This is a genomic window from Pedobacter sp. GW460-11-11-14-TSB4 (assembly GCF_059423705.1).
In genome coordinates, this window is the sequence record NZ_JBWKYI010000008.1 from 126005 (window position 1) to 143870 (window position 17866).

The following is a 17866-nucleotide window of genomic DNA, read 5'->3' on the forward strand; positions in this document are numbered from 1 at the left end:
ATGTTTAAAAAACTTGTATTATTATTACTTGCCCTAACACCTGCTTTAGCCATTGCCCAGCAAGAAGACATTTACGATCCTTCTAAAGAATATGAATACCCGAGCGATCCATTGGTGAAAGCCAAGCTGGAGAAATGGCAGGATCAGAAATTTGGAGTGATGTTACACTGGGGGGTATATACGCAGGCCGGTATACCCGAATCCTGGGTAATATGTGGTGAACCATGGCCTAAACGCGATACCACTTTAAACTACGAAGATTATAAAAAATGGTACTGGGGCCTGGCTAAGGATTTTAATCCGACCAAATTTAATCCTGAGAAATGGGCCGAGAGCTCTAAAAATGCCGGAATAAAATATGTGGTTTTTACAACTAAACATCACGATGGTTTCAGCATGTTCGATACCAAACAAAGCGATTATAAAATCACTAATGGTCCTTTCAAAGGCAATCCGAAAGCAGATGTACTGAAATATATTTTTGATGCTTACCGCAAAGAGGGGATGATGATTGGTGCCTATTTTTCTAAGCCAGACTGGCACTCACAGGATTTCTGGTGGGATCGTTTTCCTACGCCAACACGTAATATCAATTATGATTTAACCAAATATCCCGATAGGTGGAAAAGATTTAAGGATTTTACCTATAACCAGATTGGCGAGATTTTAGGCAATTATGGCAAGGTAGATGTTTTGTGGCTCGATGGCGGCTGGATCCGTCCGGCATTAAAAAGTGAACTGGAACGTAAAGAATGGGGCCTGAACGAAAGAGGCAGGTCAAACTATCCTAACTTTAACCAGGAGGTGGATATGCCGCGCATTGCCAAAATGGCTAGAGAAAAACAACCCGGCATATTAGTGGTAGACAGAACGGTACATGGTCCTTACGAAAATTACCGCACCCCGGAACAACAGATCCCCAAAGAACAGATGAATACGCCCTGGGAAACCTGCGTAACTTTAACCAAAAGCTGGAGTTACCGTAAATCTGCTGAAGAACAAGTAAAATCTTCTGCCTGGGTCATCCATACCTTGGCCGAAATTGTAGCCAAAGGGGGCAACTTGCTGTTAAGCTGGGGCCCAACGCCCGAAGGCGAATTTCCGAAAGAAGTGGAGGCGCCCTTGAAAGAAGTGGGCGCCTGGATGAAAGCCAATGGCGAAGCCATTTACGCGACCCGAATTACCGGTAACTATCATGATGGACTAACCTGGTTTACCCGCTCAAAAGATAACAAAACGAAATATGCAATCTGCTGCATTAAAGAAGGAGAGACAATTCCGGCCACGCTAAAATGGAAAGGCAATGCGCCCGCAAAAGGTGGACAAATCAGATTGCTTTCAAGCAGTAAAAATGTAGACTGGAAAATGGAGGGCGAAGAAGTTGTGGTATCGCTGCCTAAAGATTTATCAGGTAAAAAAACACAGGCTTTAGCTTTTGCTATAATTAATTGATTAATAAACAGAATAAAAAACTAAAAAATGAAGAAACTATTTTACACATTAATTTTTGTGGTAATTGGATTTACGGCAAGCTATGCACAAACTGCACCCGGTAAATATGATAAAGTTGTAGCAGCTGAAGTGGCTAAATTAGATGCAATAGTTAAAATAACAGAAGACCAAAAGCCTAAATTAGCAGCACTGGAGCTCGATCGCCAGACACGCAGAGGCGAAATGAAAGCATTGGGCGAAAATGCAACGGATGAACAAAAAGCAAGCATGAAACAATGGTATAAGGATTACGAAGCTAAGGTTGCGGCTATTCTTACGCCAGAACAATTTAAAACTTACAAAGAAGCAAAAGCAAAGGAAAAAGCTGAAGCTGAAGCTAAAAAAGCGGCTGCAAAGCAATAAAATTTTAACACCGAGACAACCCACAATAACATATTTAGAATTAATAAGCTACGATAAGTTAATTGTATTTAATGCAGGGATTTTATTTTTCCTGCATTTTTTGTTTAATCAGTTAATGGGAAAAATCATGAATTTCACTCACAGAAAAACCGAATTATAAAATCAGGCCAGGCATTAATTAAGTTTGCCTGACGTGTTTCTGTGTTTCCGTGTCAAAAATAATATCCTGAGCCTGTAACTAAACATTTTGCTTATCTGTGATGAAAAAAAACATCCCATTACTTCCAAAATTGCCCTCAATTGGTTATATAACGGGGTATTTCATCAAAATTAAAAGCATTTAAAACATCATTAAAACTGCTCCCGGCAATAAGCAGCTATATTCGTTTATCAAACTAACCAATAGCAATAAACAAATTGTAATGAAAAAATCATCCCTGATCCTCTTTATCTTATTCATCGCTACCCAAACCATTTTTGCACAAAGCGACACCAAAGCCATCCCACAAGATACCAAAATGGAGTGGTGGCGTGATGCCCGTTTCGGAATGTTCATCCACTTCGGCGTATACGCCCAGTTTGGTGGTTTCTATCAGGGACACCCACAAAAAGTAAATAATGGTGAATGGCTGATGAATCGCATGAAAGTGCCGGTACAAGAATATAAGGATACCGCTAAATATTTCAATCCTAAAAAATTCGATGCGAATGAATGGGTACGGATGGCCAAAAATGCCGGAATGAAATACATCGTGATAACAGCCAAACACCATGATGGTTTTGCATTGTTCAAAACAAAAGCCAGCAAATGGAATATTGTAGAACACTCGGCCTATGGTAAAGATATGATTAAACCACTGGCCGATGCCTGTAAAAAGCAAGGTTTGCGTTTTGGTATTTATTATTCACAGGATCAGGATTGGGTTAATCCTGGCGGGGCAACCGGACCTCGGCCTATGAAACAAGGCTGGGCAAATCCTGATAGCGCCAGAATTGACGCCTATGTTAAAGCACATAGAGGTAGCTGGGATCCAGCGCAACAAACCAAAACCTTCGACGAATATTTTAACGAAGTTTCTTTCCCACAGATGAAGGAGCTGATGACGAATTATGGTACGATATCAGTAATTTTTTGGGATACACCAAATTTAATGAAACCAGAACAGGCCGAACAGATGATGAAAATGGTTAAACAATATAATCCAGATGTGATAACCAATGACAGGTTGATCAGAAAGCCCCAATATGGCGATTATAAAACTCCTGAAAAGAAAATTCCATCCCTTGCAGAACTTGACGGAAAAGATTGGGAAACTAATATGACGATGAATGATACCTGGGGATACAGAACCGACGACCATAAATGGAAGAGCACAGCGGTATTGTTGCATCAGTTGATAGATATTGCCTCAAAAGGTGGTAACTTTTTATTAAACATTGGTCCAAAGCCCGATGGTACTTTTCCGCAAGAGAGTGTAGACCGTTTAAAAGAAATGGGCGAATGGACTAAAAAATATGGTGTTGCTGTTTATGGTAGCCATGCTAACCCGGTAGCCGATGTAGATTGGGGCCGCATTACCGCTAAAGACGATAAAAAAGGTACTACACTTTACTTATCGGTATTTAACTGGCCAGATAATGGCAAACTTAAACTGGCTGGATTAACCAAAAAGGCTTTAACGGTGCAGCTTTTAGGCGATTTTGCTAAATTAACATTAACGCAAAGCGAAGACGGCAGCCTGGAGATTAATGGTTTGCCTAAAAATGCACCCGATAAAATAGCCAGTGTTATTGCGGTAAAACTAGATGGATTTGCTCAGAAGAAATTTACGCCGGCCGGTAAAATGAAAACAGGTTCGATAGATTGAGTTAGTTCATTGGTTCAATAGTTCATTTGTGAGGCAGGTAGCCTGTTAAAACCATGACCAGACAGTATCCGTTTGGCTAAGTGCTACGAAACAAGGAAATAAGTGTACAACTCAATCCCTTGCAACGCCTGGGGGGCACTCAAAAAATTAAAAGAAAAATTAAAAACATTAGATGAAAAAGATAACCACACTTGCAGTTTTGGCAATATTGTTCATTAATCAGGCTTTTGCACAGGAAAAAGTATTTGCCAATTATTTCGATATTGAGGTAAACAGTCCGAAAAATACAGAAGTCATCGGACGCATCCATTTAGAGCGAAACAAAGATGTGCTCAGCAATCCCATTCCAAAAAGTTATCAGTTCGCCATTAGCAGCCAAAAAGATAATCTGTTCGCTATCAGCACGCGCTTCGATCCAGCCGGAAGAATTATGGGCATACTTAGCACCAAACAAAACCTCGATGGAAAGTTTTTGGGCAACCAGCAGCTGACTGTGGTTTTAAAAGACGGTGCTAAACAGCTTAATTCTTTTCCGGTGACGGTAAAAGTGGTTAAAGAAACCTTATGGCAAACCTTGTTTAACCGTTATAAAGATAAAACGATAACTACGGCAAACGGAAGAATGTTCGGGCGAAAAAAACCAACAGATGCCGAGGTAGAAAAAACAATTGAAAATTTAGAAGCCACTAAGGGCGAATTTACCCAATATGGCTTTTACCATAAAAATCCTGCAGTTTATAAACCTGTAGGCAAAAGCATAGAATACGATTGGGAAGCGGTTTCCAACAATATTGGAGGTTTGGGCTATGCCTACGCTACCTCAAAGAAATATGGTCCTGAAGGAAATCCTGCTGATCGGGAAAAGTTAAAAAAAGCAATTTATCTTGCCCTGATGGCCTATACCGAAGCGGTGCCGGTAGAAGGAAAAGATGTAATTATTGATGGAAAACCAATAGGAAATTGCACGGGTGATGGATTTTCGAACTTAAAACTGCACAACCTTCTTGAAGAACAGGTAGTAACCCACCAATGGGTAATTTCTGATGCCCTGATTGCCCCGGTAGTGCATTTAATGCCTAAAATAATGGCCGAAATGAAGCAGGGCGATAAGCAAGCTGAGCGTGTATATTACGATTTGGTACGTTTTTACCAAACTGCCATGGCAGAAGTAGCAAACAGAAGGGCGGTAAACGACCCAACGGAGCGTTGGGGGAAAATTACCGATACTTTACGGTCATCAGGCGCCTGGGCCGATGCCAACCTGGGCCACCGTAGCCGGATGATGCTGGCATTGCCCATTATGTGGGCAGATTATAACCGCCCAATGACCTACGTGCAATACTGGTATAGCGATTATTATAAAGATCAACCTTTTAAGGGAATGAGCTTCTCGCCGGGGTGGAGTCCGAATGGTGTGGTCGCTGATGTAGCCCATTGGATGACAAAGTATAAGGTGCCGGCCCACCAATATATTCAATCAGGTTTTCAGCCCGATGGTACGGTATCACATCATATTGCCAATGCGACTGATGCAGCGATGGTTGCCTATGGTTTCGAATGGTTAACCGATGCTTTTGTAGGTTTTAACCAGTTTAAAAACACCGATTTTAAATTACCTAATAGCGCTTATCAGTTTCCGGCAGATCGATTGGAAAGGGTATACCCTAAAATAATTTATAAAAACAGGTTCGATTTTTTAATTAGCGGAAGATCTTACGGAGAAGATTTGAAAAAATTCGTTACCCAAACTTACCTCGAAGCCATTGAAGATTTGAAAACAGCTGAAAGTGAAAATACAAAAATCAGTAACCAACCTGCACTGGATGATATTTACAATAAAATTAAAAGCAATACACACGAATATTCTGGAACCGATGCTTATTGGGTAAATGAGTTTTTAATACATCGCCGTGGCGAGGCCGAAAAGCCTTTTTATGTGTCGCTAAAATTGAAATCGAAACGCACCGTAGGTGCCGAAGATTTTGGAAAAGTGCGTAAGGCCTGGTATGCAGGTTATGGGATTTTACCTTTAAAAATAAAGGGTGACGAATATTCAGAAAAAGTTTTGGCCAATATGGATTGGCACGCCTTACCAGGTTTAACCGAAGAATGGCGCACTGATGCCATTCCGGGTGGACATGCCCAGGCTTCTTTGCCCGGCATTAATGAGGTGGCAGGAGTTACAGCAGATGGAAAAGAAGGTGTTGGGATCTATCATCATTTAACCGGCGAAAAGTACAGTTCGGCTACTGCTTTTAAAAGCTATTATTTTGTGGGCGATAAAATCATTGCCTTAGGCAATAACATTAAAAGATTGCGCCCGGGTCAGCAAAAAGATATTGTAACCACAGTAGATCAATCTTCATTAATCAATCCCTTAACCATTTTTCGTGATGGGAATAAAGAGGTCATCCAGCCTGGCGAAGTGGTTAATCTGAAATATGATATCAACGGTCCAATGTGGCTGCACAGCGGAGATAAGGGCTATATCATTTTCCCTGAAGGAAAAGAACAGTTAAACATTAAAACAGGTACAGCCATCAATATTACCGACCCAAGCATAGCCAGTAAAGTACCCAATTTTATCATATCCATTAACCATGGCTTAAATCCAGATGCTAGCAAAGGCTATTTCTATTGTTTAGTGCCCAATGTTACTGCCGATGAAATGAGCGCTGTATTAGAAAAGTACACCAAAGACATTGTTTATAAAAAAGATAACGATGCGCATGGCGTATACGTGGCAAGTGAAAAAACCTGGGAGCTGGCCTTTTTTAAACCCGCAAGCATTACCCTTGGTACTTTAACCGTAAAAGCCGAGTCGCCTGCTTTAATGATCCTGAAAGATCAAGGCGCCAAATGGAAACTGACGGTGAGCAATCCGGCTCCGACTATTGATAAACAGCAGTTGATATTTCATACTTCACAACAGCTAAAAGCAGGTAAATACGATTTTTCTTACGGCGGTATTTATCCACGCAAAGGGGAGTTTGTAACGGTTACCAACGAAGGAAACGGAAGTAAAATTGTAGCTGAACTTGCTGATAAAAGAGATGAAGCTTTTTATAATTATCAGGCCGAATTATATAACGGAGCACCGATAAGTATAGAAATTGATAAATAACATCTTACGGAGAAGTTTGATTTAATGCAGCAAATAGTAAAAATGAATACTAAAACATATTTAAAAAAAATAACAATTGGCGCAGTTGCCATGTTCGCGGCACTAAATGTTAGTGCCCAGTTAAGCGACAAAAAAATTGCGTCGATATTTGCACTTGAAAAAGTGTATTTGAACAATGCTTTTAAAACGGTACAGCAAACCGGAAAATTGCCACGCTCTACCCAAAAAGGTTTTCAGCCCATTGGCGATTGGACAAGTGGTTTTTATCCTGGTAATTTGTGGTTAACCTATGCGTTTACAAAGGATCAAGATATCCTTAAAAAAGCTGAATATGCTACTGCACTGGTTGAAAACAATAAATATTTTGATGGCGATCACGACATCGGTTTTATGATTTATTGCAGTTATGGCAACGGTTATCGCTTAACTAAAAATCCGAAATACAAGGCGGTAATTATCGAAGCATCCAAAACAGCAATTAAACGGTACAACTCAACAGTAAAATCGCTAATGTCATGGAATCCGGATCCAGCCAAAGATTGGAAATTCCCGGTAATTATTGATAACATGATGAACCTCGAACTGCTGTTAAAAGGCACCGAGTTTACAGGCGACAGTGTTTATTATCAGGTGGCCATCAACCACGCTAACACGACGATGAAGAACCAGTACCGGGCAGATTTTAGTTGCTCACATGTGGTAGATTACGATCCTCAAACCGGAAAAATGCGTAAACGCGACTGGAACAATGGCAATAACGATCCTGCCACTGCATCGTGGAGCCGTGGACAAAGCTGGGGATTGTATGGCTTTAGCTTTATGTACCAGTTAACCGGTAAAAAAGAGTATTTAAACCAAGCCGATGGTATTGCGTCTTACATTTTGAATAACAAAAATATGCCAAAAGATATGGTGCCTTACTGGGATTATCGTGCGCCAAAATATCCAGCCATGCGCGATGCTTCGGCAGGTGCTTTACTGGCATCGGGTTTGATGAAATTAGCAGACGTATCACCAGAAAACGCAGAAAAATATTTTAAAGCGGGAGAAAAGATCTTAACCAGTTTGGCCAGTGCGGCTTATTTAAATGAAAGCAAAAAAGGCATTTTTCTATTAAACCATGCTACCGGAAATTATTTAAAAAACTCTGAATTAGATGCAGGACTTATTTATGCCGATTACTATTTTTTAGAAGCCCTTTTGAAGTATCAGCAGCTAAAGAAAAAATTTGAAAATAAATAGAAGTAGACCTGCAGAAATTAAAATCAACATAACCAGAACATATGAACCTGATAAAAAATTTTTCACTAACCTTGTGCAGTACACTTTGTGTAATAAGTGGCTATGCACAAACCAATAATACGGATGGTATTCGGAAAATAGATTGGAGATTAAGCGAACAAAAAAGTATTCCTACCCCAAATCAGATTTTGGACCATAAATTCATCCCCATTGGTGATAAAGAACCCAATGGCAGTATTACAGAAGATCGTAAAAACCTGTACAAAGGCAATGTCGTTTATAAATTTAGTTGTACCGGCGAGGCCAATAGGATCGAACTATCTTCCACCTTTGGCACTAAGGAAAACCTAAAGGATTATTCAGATGATGACATCAAAGAATTGTCGGAAATTGGTGAAGCCTATATCAATTCGTTTCATGGCAATTACGGCGATGTTGTCGTATACGATTGGTATACCAGATTTCCTGAAGCAGAAGCGAAGGATAAGGGGGGAATTATCGCCCAAATCCATGGTCGTCCGGACAGAACACTATTGGTAAACCCGAAAGGTGAGCAAATTAAGGTGAGTATCAAAGAAATGAGGGCGATGTTAGATACCATGTATTTCGATTTGCACATCGGTAAAAGTAAAGCCACAAAAAAGCCAAACGGATGGCGGGTTGATGCCGCTGCAGGAGGTCCGATTGCCGAAATGAGCTATCGTCCGCCATATTTATATTTAATGGCCAGAGGTAGCGCGGAGCGTGTATCAGACAGCGAAACCAGAACAAGGCCATATCCTGGCAAGGTAGCGGTGGGAAAGGAAATTGGCGAGAAGGGTAAAACCGGGTTTTTGGCCTTTTCTGAACCGACCAGTTCGGTGCCCATTAATCAATGGGTTCATTTTAAAATGGAAATAAAATATAGTAAATACAGTAAAACAGCAGATCAGATTTTAGAAAAAGGATACATCAAAATGTGGATGGACGATAAAGTGCTTTGCGATATCAAAAACGTGAACATTGGCAAAAATGATGAGTTGGGGCCGTACTTTAAATACGGAATTTACAAACCCTTTAAAGGTGGTTTTACCGTAGAGCATTGTGGTTTTACAGAAATAATTAAGAAATAAACCGGATAGCGGTGGAGGGATATTGGTAATCAAAAAGATTTGGGCGTGCCCCAAGCTACGCAAGGGTCGGGCTATTCGCTGCAATCTTTTTGTTCGTACCTCACCAAAAGGATTTCCACTACTATCCCTCACGCAAGCAAAATACCAAAAAAAACAGCATTGTTCCATCGGTGGTATCTCCATCCGCCGAAACAAAATATAATTTAAATGAAAAACATACTGCTTATTGCCAGCTTTATTATTCCATCACTTTCTTTTGCGCAAAGTCCGAAAGAAAAAACTTTGCGCTGCAGTTACAATTTTAGCAACAAAGCAGAATTAAAAGACTGGGTTACAGAAGGCGAAGGCAAGGGATACATCAGGGACGGAAAACTAATCCTTGAACCCACTTATTTCCCTTTGCTTAAAAAATTAATGGATGAAGGTAAAATCTCAAAAAAGAATGATGCAAAGGAATACCAGCAGGTTGTAGAAAATGCCATGAAGCAGCAGTATGGTGATGAAATTTCACGCTATTATGCTACCGTTAATGAGAAAGAAGGTACTGCCGGCAACCAGCCACAGTTTTTAGGAGGAAGTTTTAATTTCTGGAATAAAAAATTTCCAACCGGTAAAAACTTTTCAATTGAATTCGATTTTAAAGCTTTGTACCCGGTACCATTACATATGGTTGTTTTTTCTACTTTAGGTACAAACGGGAAAAGCATTTTCGATAAAACATTTCCCCGGCGATACGGATTGTCTACCGAAATGATGGCCGGACAAATGAATAATTATCGTTTGTCTTTCTTCGAGCCTAACCGCAAAACGGCGAACCTCCGCAAGGCTCCGGGCCGCAAACTATTGTACGAGGGAGAAGATGTAATTTCTAAAAATCCAGATAAAACTTATCACTGCGAAATAAAAAAAACAGGTGGAGAAATCAGCTATATCGTTGATGGAAAAATTGTTTTTACCTACACAGATCATGAACCATTGGGAGGTGGAGCCTGGGGATTCAGGTTAATGCCTTGCGCCATTGCCGAATACGATAATATAAAGGTTTACGATCTTCCATAATGAATGATCGTTTGCTTGCTTAATGCCTGAAACATTTTGAATACAGATAATATCGATTTTAGAAATGCAAATGATAAAAAAAATACACCTCATCATACTGTCCTTGTTATTGGCTGCTTCAACTACTGTTAATGCCCAGGTGAAAAAGAAACTCATCTTCCAGTCTGATTTTTCCAAACCATTAGATTGTAACACCTGGATTGCTGAAATAGATAATATTCCGGGCCATACCTCTACGGTTTACACTTACAAAAATGCGATGGTTTTAGATACCTGGGGAGGCGTAACGGTTTGGCTCAACAAAAAACTAAGTGGTAACCTGCAAATAGAGTATGATCGGGTGCTGCGTATGGAAAAGGGCTGTAACGACCGCGTGAGCGATCTGAACCAGTTTTGGATGGCTACTGATCCTAAAAATGATACCCTATTTACCCGCCGTGGCAAATTTGACGAATATGACAACCTCTCTTTATATTATGTGGGGATGGGTGGATGGAACAATACCACAACCCGTTTCAGGAAATACCTGGCTGGCTCAAAACCGGTTATAAAAGAATATACTGATCTGGGACACTTGCTGGAGGCCGAAAAAGTGTATCACATTAAAACGATTGTAAAAAACGGCACTTCGAGCTTTTGGGTAAATGGCGAGTTATTTTTTAATTATACGGACCCGGCGCCACTCACATCAGGATATTTTGGTTTCAGGAGTTTGCAATCCAGACAGGAAATCAGGAATTTGAAAATTTATGCAATTGATTAGCAAACTACCTGTTATTGAAGACTGAAACACCCAAAATCTCGTGAAATTTGTCGGCTTATCAAAGTGAAATGACCAAACATCTTCCAACAGGTCTGCTACTGCCATATTTCATCAAACTTAAAACTAGTTTAAACATATCCTAAACATTCCCGAAATCCATCTGCCTAAATTGCATTACAATTAACCATATCCCACAAGCAATGTTTAAATCATATCATCGTTCTGCACAGAAAGTAACAATGAAATTTGCCTTATTAATGGCGTTATTTTTATCGGTGCAAACTGCTTTTGCACAAAATGGCGTAGCACAACTTTTTAAAGGTTTCTACCAATTTGCCGATGCCTACAAAGTAAAAAAGAATGAAACCGGTACTGGCACTGGTATTAAAACATTAGGCCTGAATGCCATTCGGCAACAAGGCAACAGGGAATTTCCTTATCCTACAAAAGGACATACCTTAATTGCCAATCCGCCGGTATTTACCTGGCCAATGGGCGATTATGAGCAGTACAAGGTTTTCCCCCCTCCGCCAAGCGACAAAAAATTAGATGAATATCTGCGCTACGATTTTCAATTGGGGCAAAGCAAAAATTTATCTGGCAAAGAAACCATTACGGCAAATGGCTTGCGGATGCCATTTTACAATAACCACAAAGCGCTGGCACCCGGAACCTGGTATTGGCGTTATCGTGTAGCGGGTAAACAATGGTCGCCGGTTTATGAAATTGATATTTTGCCCGGCGTACCAAAATTCGAATCGCCGAAAGAAGATGTAGCCATGCAAATGATTCCTGCACAACACCCACGTATTTTTAAGCCTTTAAACCTCAAAAACCCAACTGCTGATCAAGGCCAGCTGATGGCACAATACATCAGCAAAGCTGACGCGACTTTGGCTAAAAACATAGCCTCATATAAGGTAAAGGGAGAGGAAATTCCGGCCACAGCTAAACCTGAAGAAAAAGAACAGATTTTAAGATTCCGTTTACGTTATGAAGTGGAAGGCATATGTGCCGATATCCAAAATTTGTTGATGGCTTATGAGGTTACGCACAGTGATAAATATTTAAATCATGCACTGTTATTTGCAAAACATATTGTTTCTTTAAATGGTGTAGAAATGTATGAAATGGCCGATTTCTCTGCTTCAATGTCGATGGCTACGCTGGCAATGGCCTATGATATCGCCAATGACAAAATTCCGGCAGGTGATAAAAAACAATATGAAAATTTTATCACCCCTGTGGCCAAATTAATAATAGGTGAGGCTTTAAGGGAAAATATCGGCGCTGCCGATGGCCTGGTGGCTGAACATTTTTTTCAGCACATCTTTCACGATGTGTTTATTACGGCTATGGTGATGAAAAATCATCTGTCCGAAGCAGATGTTTGGTTCAATATGTTGTACAATATTGGCCTTTCGCGATCACCTGGTGGCGGATTTCTGGCCGATGGTGTTTGGGCTAACGGCAATATGGGCTATATGCATGTGAATATGGAATCGATGGTGGGCAGTTTTTTATTATACAAAGATTTGTTCAAGGTAAATACTTTCAGCCATCCTTATTATGTAAATTGTGCCAACGCTTTGGCTTATACTGTTCCCATTAAATCTGCCGGAGATGGTTTTGCAGATGGAAGTGAAGAATGGGCTCAGCTGAACAGGTTACGAACCGGATTTGCCTACATCCTCGGGCAGGAGCAAAACAATGCCTTTGCCATTAATTATGCCTATAAAATTTCCAACCAGTCGTTAGATAGTGTTTATCAGTTTAAGAATACCGATTTCTCAGAATATCGCCTGCAACATCAGCCTAAAAAAATAGCGCCCTTAAACTGGAAAGATATTCCACAGTCGGCAATTTTTCCGCAAAGTGGTATCGCCGTTATGAATACCGATGTGCTCAACGCCAAAAAGAATTTGTTCCTGTCGTTTTATAGTTCACCTTTTGGCGTGGGCTCGCATGGTATGGCCGAGCAAAATAGCTTTAATATCGTTTACAAAGGCAAACCGCTGTTTTATCCAACGGGTTACCGCATTACCACGCAGGATAAACATTACCTGCTGGCACAAAAACATAGCCGCGCTCGCAACACCATTACCGTTGATGGCAAAACACAGGGTTATGCGCAAAGCGATTATGGCTGGTTACCACGATATTTAGATGGTGAAAGCATAAGTTACGTAATGGGCGATGCGACTAACGCCTATAAAAAGATGGATTCGACAGCCCTGAACTGGATTACTGTACTTAAAAATGCCAATGCTTATACGGCTGAAAACGGCTTCATTATGAACGATGATGACGATCCTAAAGTAAGCAAATTCCGTAGGCACCTGGTGCTTTTACGTCCCAATATTGTAGTGGTTTATGACGACTTAGCAGCACAAAAACCAGTAACCTGGGCTTTCCAGCTCAATGGTTTGCAACGGGCCAATATGTCGTTAAATCCTAAAGACCAATCTTTAATTGCCCATACTGATAACGGCGATGCATCAGTAAATGTTTTTGGCAGTCTGCCCATGGCAAAAAGTTTGATAGATAGCTCTTTTGTTAAACCTTTCGATTGGTTGAATCCCCAAAGAGGCCGGCCGGCTAAGAAATTTGAGAAACAGCAATTTCAGTACAAGGTAGAAAACACCGGTAAAGCAAAGCAGATGCGTTTTTTAGCCGTGATACAAATAGATGAAAGTAATACTTTATCGTTCAAAAAAGTACAGCCAGATGCGAATGGAAATATTGTAATTGGCGATTATGTAATCAATGGGCAACTAAACCCGGAGCAGGAAGCCAGGTTAGAGATCGAAAACAAGTCAACCGGCGAATATTTATTGTATGGCCGATCAAATGGTGCGACAAAAGCACAGGGTCGTAAATTTTCGTTGAGCACCATATTGGTAAACAAAAATGGTTTACAGGAATCAATAGATCGTTACCCTATGATGGTTGCAGATAAGTAACAGATATCAAACTTTATCAGAATATGACCCGTAAAAATATGCTTCGCTCATTAGTGCTGATTTCCCTTAGCATTACAACTGTCAAAGCCCAGGAGCTTTCAAAACCTCTTTGGGAAAGTAAGCCACTGGCCGTGCCAGAATCTGTACTCTATAGTGCAAAAGAGAAAAAGCTCTATGTAAGTCTGATTGATGGGGCAGGAAATGTTAAGGATGGTAAAGGCGGGGTAGCTATGCTCCATACCGACGGCACCATCATCAATGCGAAATGGGTAGAAAATTTAAACGCCCCCAAAGGCCTGGCCCGGTATCGAAACACACTTTTTGTGGCCGATTTAACGGCATTGGTAAGTATAGATATAACCAGCGGTAAAATCATTAATAAGTTAGAAATCGACAGTGCCGTTTTCCTTAATGATGTAACCGTAGATGAAAAAGGTACGGTATATGTTTCAGATACCCGCACCAATAAAATCTATTGTGTAAAAAATGGGCGAGCTGAACTTTATCTCCAAAATGTACCAAATGCCAATGGCTTAAAATGGGTGAATTCAAACCTTTTTGTATTGGCCAATACCGAGCTATGGAAAATTGATAAACAAAAGAAAATAGTTGTTGTAGCCAAAGGTTTTGAAAAGGCAGGTGATGGTTTAGAACAGTTGAAAAACGGCGATTTTTTGGTTACCTGTTGGGCCGGACTAATCTACCACGTAAAAGCCAATGGTGAGATAAAAAAAATGCTGGATGTACAAGGTCAGATGAATACTGCCGATTTAGGTTATGATAAACAAACAGGTATGTTATATATTCCAACGTTTAACCACAACAGGGTGATGGCTTACCAGTTCCAGTAAAATTACCGGTCGTATTTCGCTAAAAAAAGTAATGACAATCCTGTAGAAAATCTTTAATCCCTGAAATGATCAGTTATGAACAGCATGATTAAACCTTCAAATGGTATCTTTTTGTATTTGGGTATCGTTCTAATTGCATTATCCGCTTGTCAAAAAAGCCCTGAATTAGCACCAGAAAAATTAGCTGGAGTACAGCAGTCTATACTTTCTACGCTGCCACCACCTCCTGTAGCCAATGGTCAGGCGGTATCAGTATCCATTAACCAGACACAGCCGGGTTTTACAATAGCTGATAATTTTGCCGGACTGAGTTACGAAACCAATTATATTGCCCGCGATCCCTCGTTTTTAAGAGCAGATAATGCCGTGCTTTTACAGATGATTCAGAACTTAGGGGCAAACGGAGTAATACGTATAGGCGGAGGCTCAAGTGACGAAACCATATGGACAAGTGGCCCTCGCTATAGCAATACAGGTATCGATTCGCTCACTACAACCGATATAAATCAATTGGCCGCATTTGTCAGTGCTACCGGTGGATGGAAGCTCATATTTGGCTTAAATATGGGGCATTACAATCCTTCGCTTAATGCAAAAGAAGCAGTATATGTATCGAACGCATTAGGTACAAACTTATATGCATTACAATTTGGCAATGAACCGGCAAGTCTCAGTGAAAGCGGTCTTCGCCCCCCAGGTTATGATGTAAATGGTTATATGGCCGACTGGAGCGTTTACCGCGATTCGGTACGCAACCGTTTACCCCTTGCCCCGCTGGCAGGGCCTGACGTAAGCAAGATGACCAATAGTATCTCTGTTTTTTCAAAGCCATTTGCCGATAATCTCCATGCAGATATCAAATTACTTTCAGGCCATTACTATGGCAACGGTTATTCACCTATTGTAGCAACCGATCCCGAATCAGTTTTTGATTCCATTACTTCTATAAAAACCTATAAAACCACGCCCGTACAATTGGGTAAAATCAATACACTTGCCACCTCATACAGCCTTCCTTACCGTATTACGGAATGTGGCAGCGTGTCTAAAGGTGGCGTAGCAGGCATTAGCGATGCTTTTGGTTCGGCATTATGGGCTTTGGATTTTATGTGGCAGGTTGCTGTCAATAATGGACGCGGAGTTGATTTTCACGGCAGCGCCACATCAAACTATACACCTATAGCAAGAACAAATGGAGCCATAGTACCGCGTCCAACTTATTATGCCATGCTCGCCTTTAAATATGGCGGAGGTAGTGGAAGCCAAATATTGCCAGCTACGCTAACTGCTAACGGCAAGTTGTGTACTGCATATGCCTGTACCAAAAACGGAAAAACTTATGTTACGATGGTGAACAGAGATCAATCTGATTTATCGTACACAGTAAACCTTAGCAACGCTGCAACACAAATGACACTCTATCGGCTTACAGCAGCTTCAATTGCTGCAAAAACAGGAATTACTTTTGGAGGCGCTACCGTTAGTGCCAGTGGTACTTTTTCAGCTGGTGCCGGAGAACAGTATGCCGTAGGCGCTAATACCACTGTAGTTAACGTACCCGCACGCACAGCAGTAGTAGTGGTATTTGAATAAAAAACGAATAAGAAAAGATAAAACTAAATAATGATAATAATTAAAATACTTAGAAAAACATTTGTAGCAGGTATTCTGTTGGTATGCTCATCTGCATATTCGCAGCAGAAACCCAATGTAATAATAGTCCTGACCGATGATATGGGCTATAGCGACATTTCATGTTATGGCAGCCCGTTAATCAATACACCGTTTTTGGACGGTATGGCAAAAAAAGGGGTTTTAGCCACCAATTTTGTCACCACATCACCTACTTGTTCACCATCGCGTGCTTCGTTAATTACCGGAAGATATTGTACCCGTACCAATTTGGTTTGGCCGGTAGGACCAGGTGAAGCGCCCGGACTAAAGGCAGGAGAAGTAACTATTGCTGAAATGCTGAAACCTGCAGGTTATAAAACGGCAGTAATCGGGAAATGGCATATGGGCGATCATGGTGAATATTTACCTAACCAACAAGGTTTTGATTTATTTTACGGCATGTTATACAGTCATGATTACCGTGCGCCCTATGTAAAAACAGATACCGTAATCAAAATTTTCAGAAACACACGACCAGAAATTTATAAACCTGAAGATACCACGTTAACAGGATTATACACCAAAGAAAGCATCAGGTTTGTTAACGAATCAGCCGCTCAAAAAAAACCGTTTTTTCTATACCTTACGTACAATATGCCGCATTTGCCGGTGGGTTTGGCAGCAAAAAAGAATGGTTTGCATTCTGCCGGCGGGGCATTAGGTAACGTAATAGAAGATATGGATGAGTCGATGGCCAAACTTTGGCAAACGCTTGAAAAAAACGGACAGGCTAATCATACCATTTTCATTTTTACCAGCGATAACGGACCATGGCTAAATGCACCGGAAAGAATGTTCGAAGATGGAATTACTCAGCCCTATCATATCGGCACTGCAGGTATCTTCAGAGGTTCGAAAGGCATTTCTTACGAAGCCGGACATCGTGTACCTTTTATCGTTTATTATAAAGGCCATACCTTGACAAACGCTGTGATCAGAACACCATTATCTAATATTGATATGCTGCCAACCATTGCCGATTGGACAGGTGCAAAATTGCCGAATTATACTTTAGATGGCGAATCGGTAAAAAACTTATTAAGCATTAAAAATTACAATAAGCCACATCAACCTATTTATTATGTAAACCGTGTTTTAGAGGGCGTTAAAGATGGCGAATGGAAATTAAGGGTAACTGAAAAAGACGGCAAGAAACTGAATGAATTGTATAACCTTTCAGAAGATCCGGCAGAAAGGGTAAACCTATTTGATAAACCAGCCTACAAAGTGCAGCAAGCACACCTGATTAAATTGTTTGGTCAGTATCCGGGATAATTAATCGTGTTATAAAGCTTTGTAACAAATATGAAAGGGGCCGGTTGTTAAAGGTTTTAAACCTGTTTTTCAATCGGCAAC

12 protein-coding genes are annotated in these 17866 nt (G+C 40.6%); all 12 read left to right on the top strand.

Going from position 1 to position 17866, the window contains the following annotated elements; translation table 11 throughout:
* Window positions 1–1452, top strand: coding sequence for an alpha-L-fucosidase (locus AC07YT_RS10535; protein WP_086546759.1), 1452 nt, complete (start codon window positions 1–3; stop codon window positions 1450–1452).
* Between the two features lie 27 nt (window positions 1453–1479).
* Window positions 1480–1854: a hypothetical protein gene (locus AC07YT_RS10540; RefSeq protein WP_086546758.1), complete on the top strand. Its 375-nt coding sequence runs from the start codon at window positions 1480–1482 to the stop codon at window positions 1852–1854.
* 422 nt (window positions 1855–2276) lie between these two features.
* Entirely contained in the window at window positions 2277–3722 is a 1446-nt protein-coding gene (locus AC07YT_RS10545) for an alpha-L-fucosidase (RefSeq protein ID WP_086546757.1), read from the top strand.
* A gap of 172 nt (window positions 3723–3894) precedes the next feature.
* On the top strand, window positions 3895–6846 hold the full coding sequence (locus tag AC07YT_RS10550) for a polysaccharide lyase family 8 super-sandwich domain-containing protein (protein ID WP_086546756.1): 2952 nt from the start codon (window positions 3895–3897) through the stop codon (window positions 6844–6846).
* Window positions 6847–6888: 42 nt separating this feature from the next.
* Window positions 6889–8088 carry a glycoside hydrolase family 88 protein gene (locus tag AC07YT_RS10555; RefSeq protein WP_086546755.1) on the top strand — a complete coding sequence of 400 codons (1200 nt, stop codon included), beginning with the start codon at window positions 6889–6891 and terminating at the stop codon, window positions 8086–8088.
* 41 nt (window positions 8089–8129) lie between these two features.
* On the top strand, window positions 8130–9200 hold the full coding sequence (locus tag AC07YT_RS10560; protein ID WP_086546754.1) for a polysaccharide lyase family 20 protein: 1071 nt from the start codon (window positions 8130–8132) through the stop codon (window positions 9198–9200).
* Window positions 9201–9407: 207 nt separating this feature from the next.
* Window positions 9408–10259 (top strand): DUF1961 family protein, encoded by an 852-nt coding sequence (locus AC07YT_RS10565; RefSeq protein ID WP_086546753.1) that lies wholly within the window; start codon window positions 9408–9410, stop codon window positions 10257–10259.
* Between the two features lie 70 nt (window positions 10260–10329).
* A complete protein-coding gene (locus AC07YT_RS10570; protein WP_494945307.1) occupies window positions 10330–11022 on the top strand; it encodes a DUF6250 domain-containing protein in 693 nt (230 codons plus the stop codon).
* A gap of 200 nt (window positions 11023–11222) precedes the next feature.
* The gene (locus AC07YT_RS10575) at window positions 11223–13985 is read left to right on the top strand and encodes a DUF4962 domain-containing protein (RefSeq protein WP_494945308.1); all 2763 of its coding nucleotides are present in this window, start codon (window positions 11223–11225) and stop codon (window positions 13983–13985) included.
* A gap of 38 nt (window positions 13986–14023) precedes the next feature.
* Window positions 14024–14836 (top strand): SMP-30/gluconolactonase/LRE family protein, encoded by an 813-nt coding sequence (locus tag AC07YT_RS10580; protein WP_494945309.1) that lies wholly within the window; start codon window positions 14024–14026, stop codon window positions 14834–14836.
* A 75-nt stretch (window positions 14837–14911) separates the two neighbouring features.
* Window positions 14912–16429: a glycosyl hydrolase family 79 C-terminal domain-containing protein gene (locus tag AC07YT_RS10585; protein WP_086546750.1), complete on the top strand. Its 1518-nt coding sequence runs from the start codon at window positions 14912–14914 to the stop codon at window positions 16427–16429.
* 30 nt (window positions 16430–16459) lie between these two features.
* Window positions 16460–17785 (top strand): sulfatase-like hydrolase/transferase, encoded by a 1326-nt coding sequence (locus tag AC07YT_RS10590; RefSeq protein ID WP_086546749.1) that lies wholly within the window; start codon window positions 16460–16462, stop codon window positions 17783–17785.
* Window positions 17786–17866: the final 81 nt, after the last annotated feature.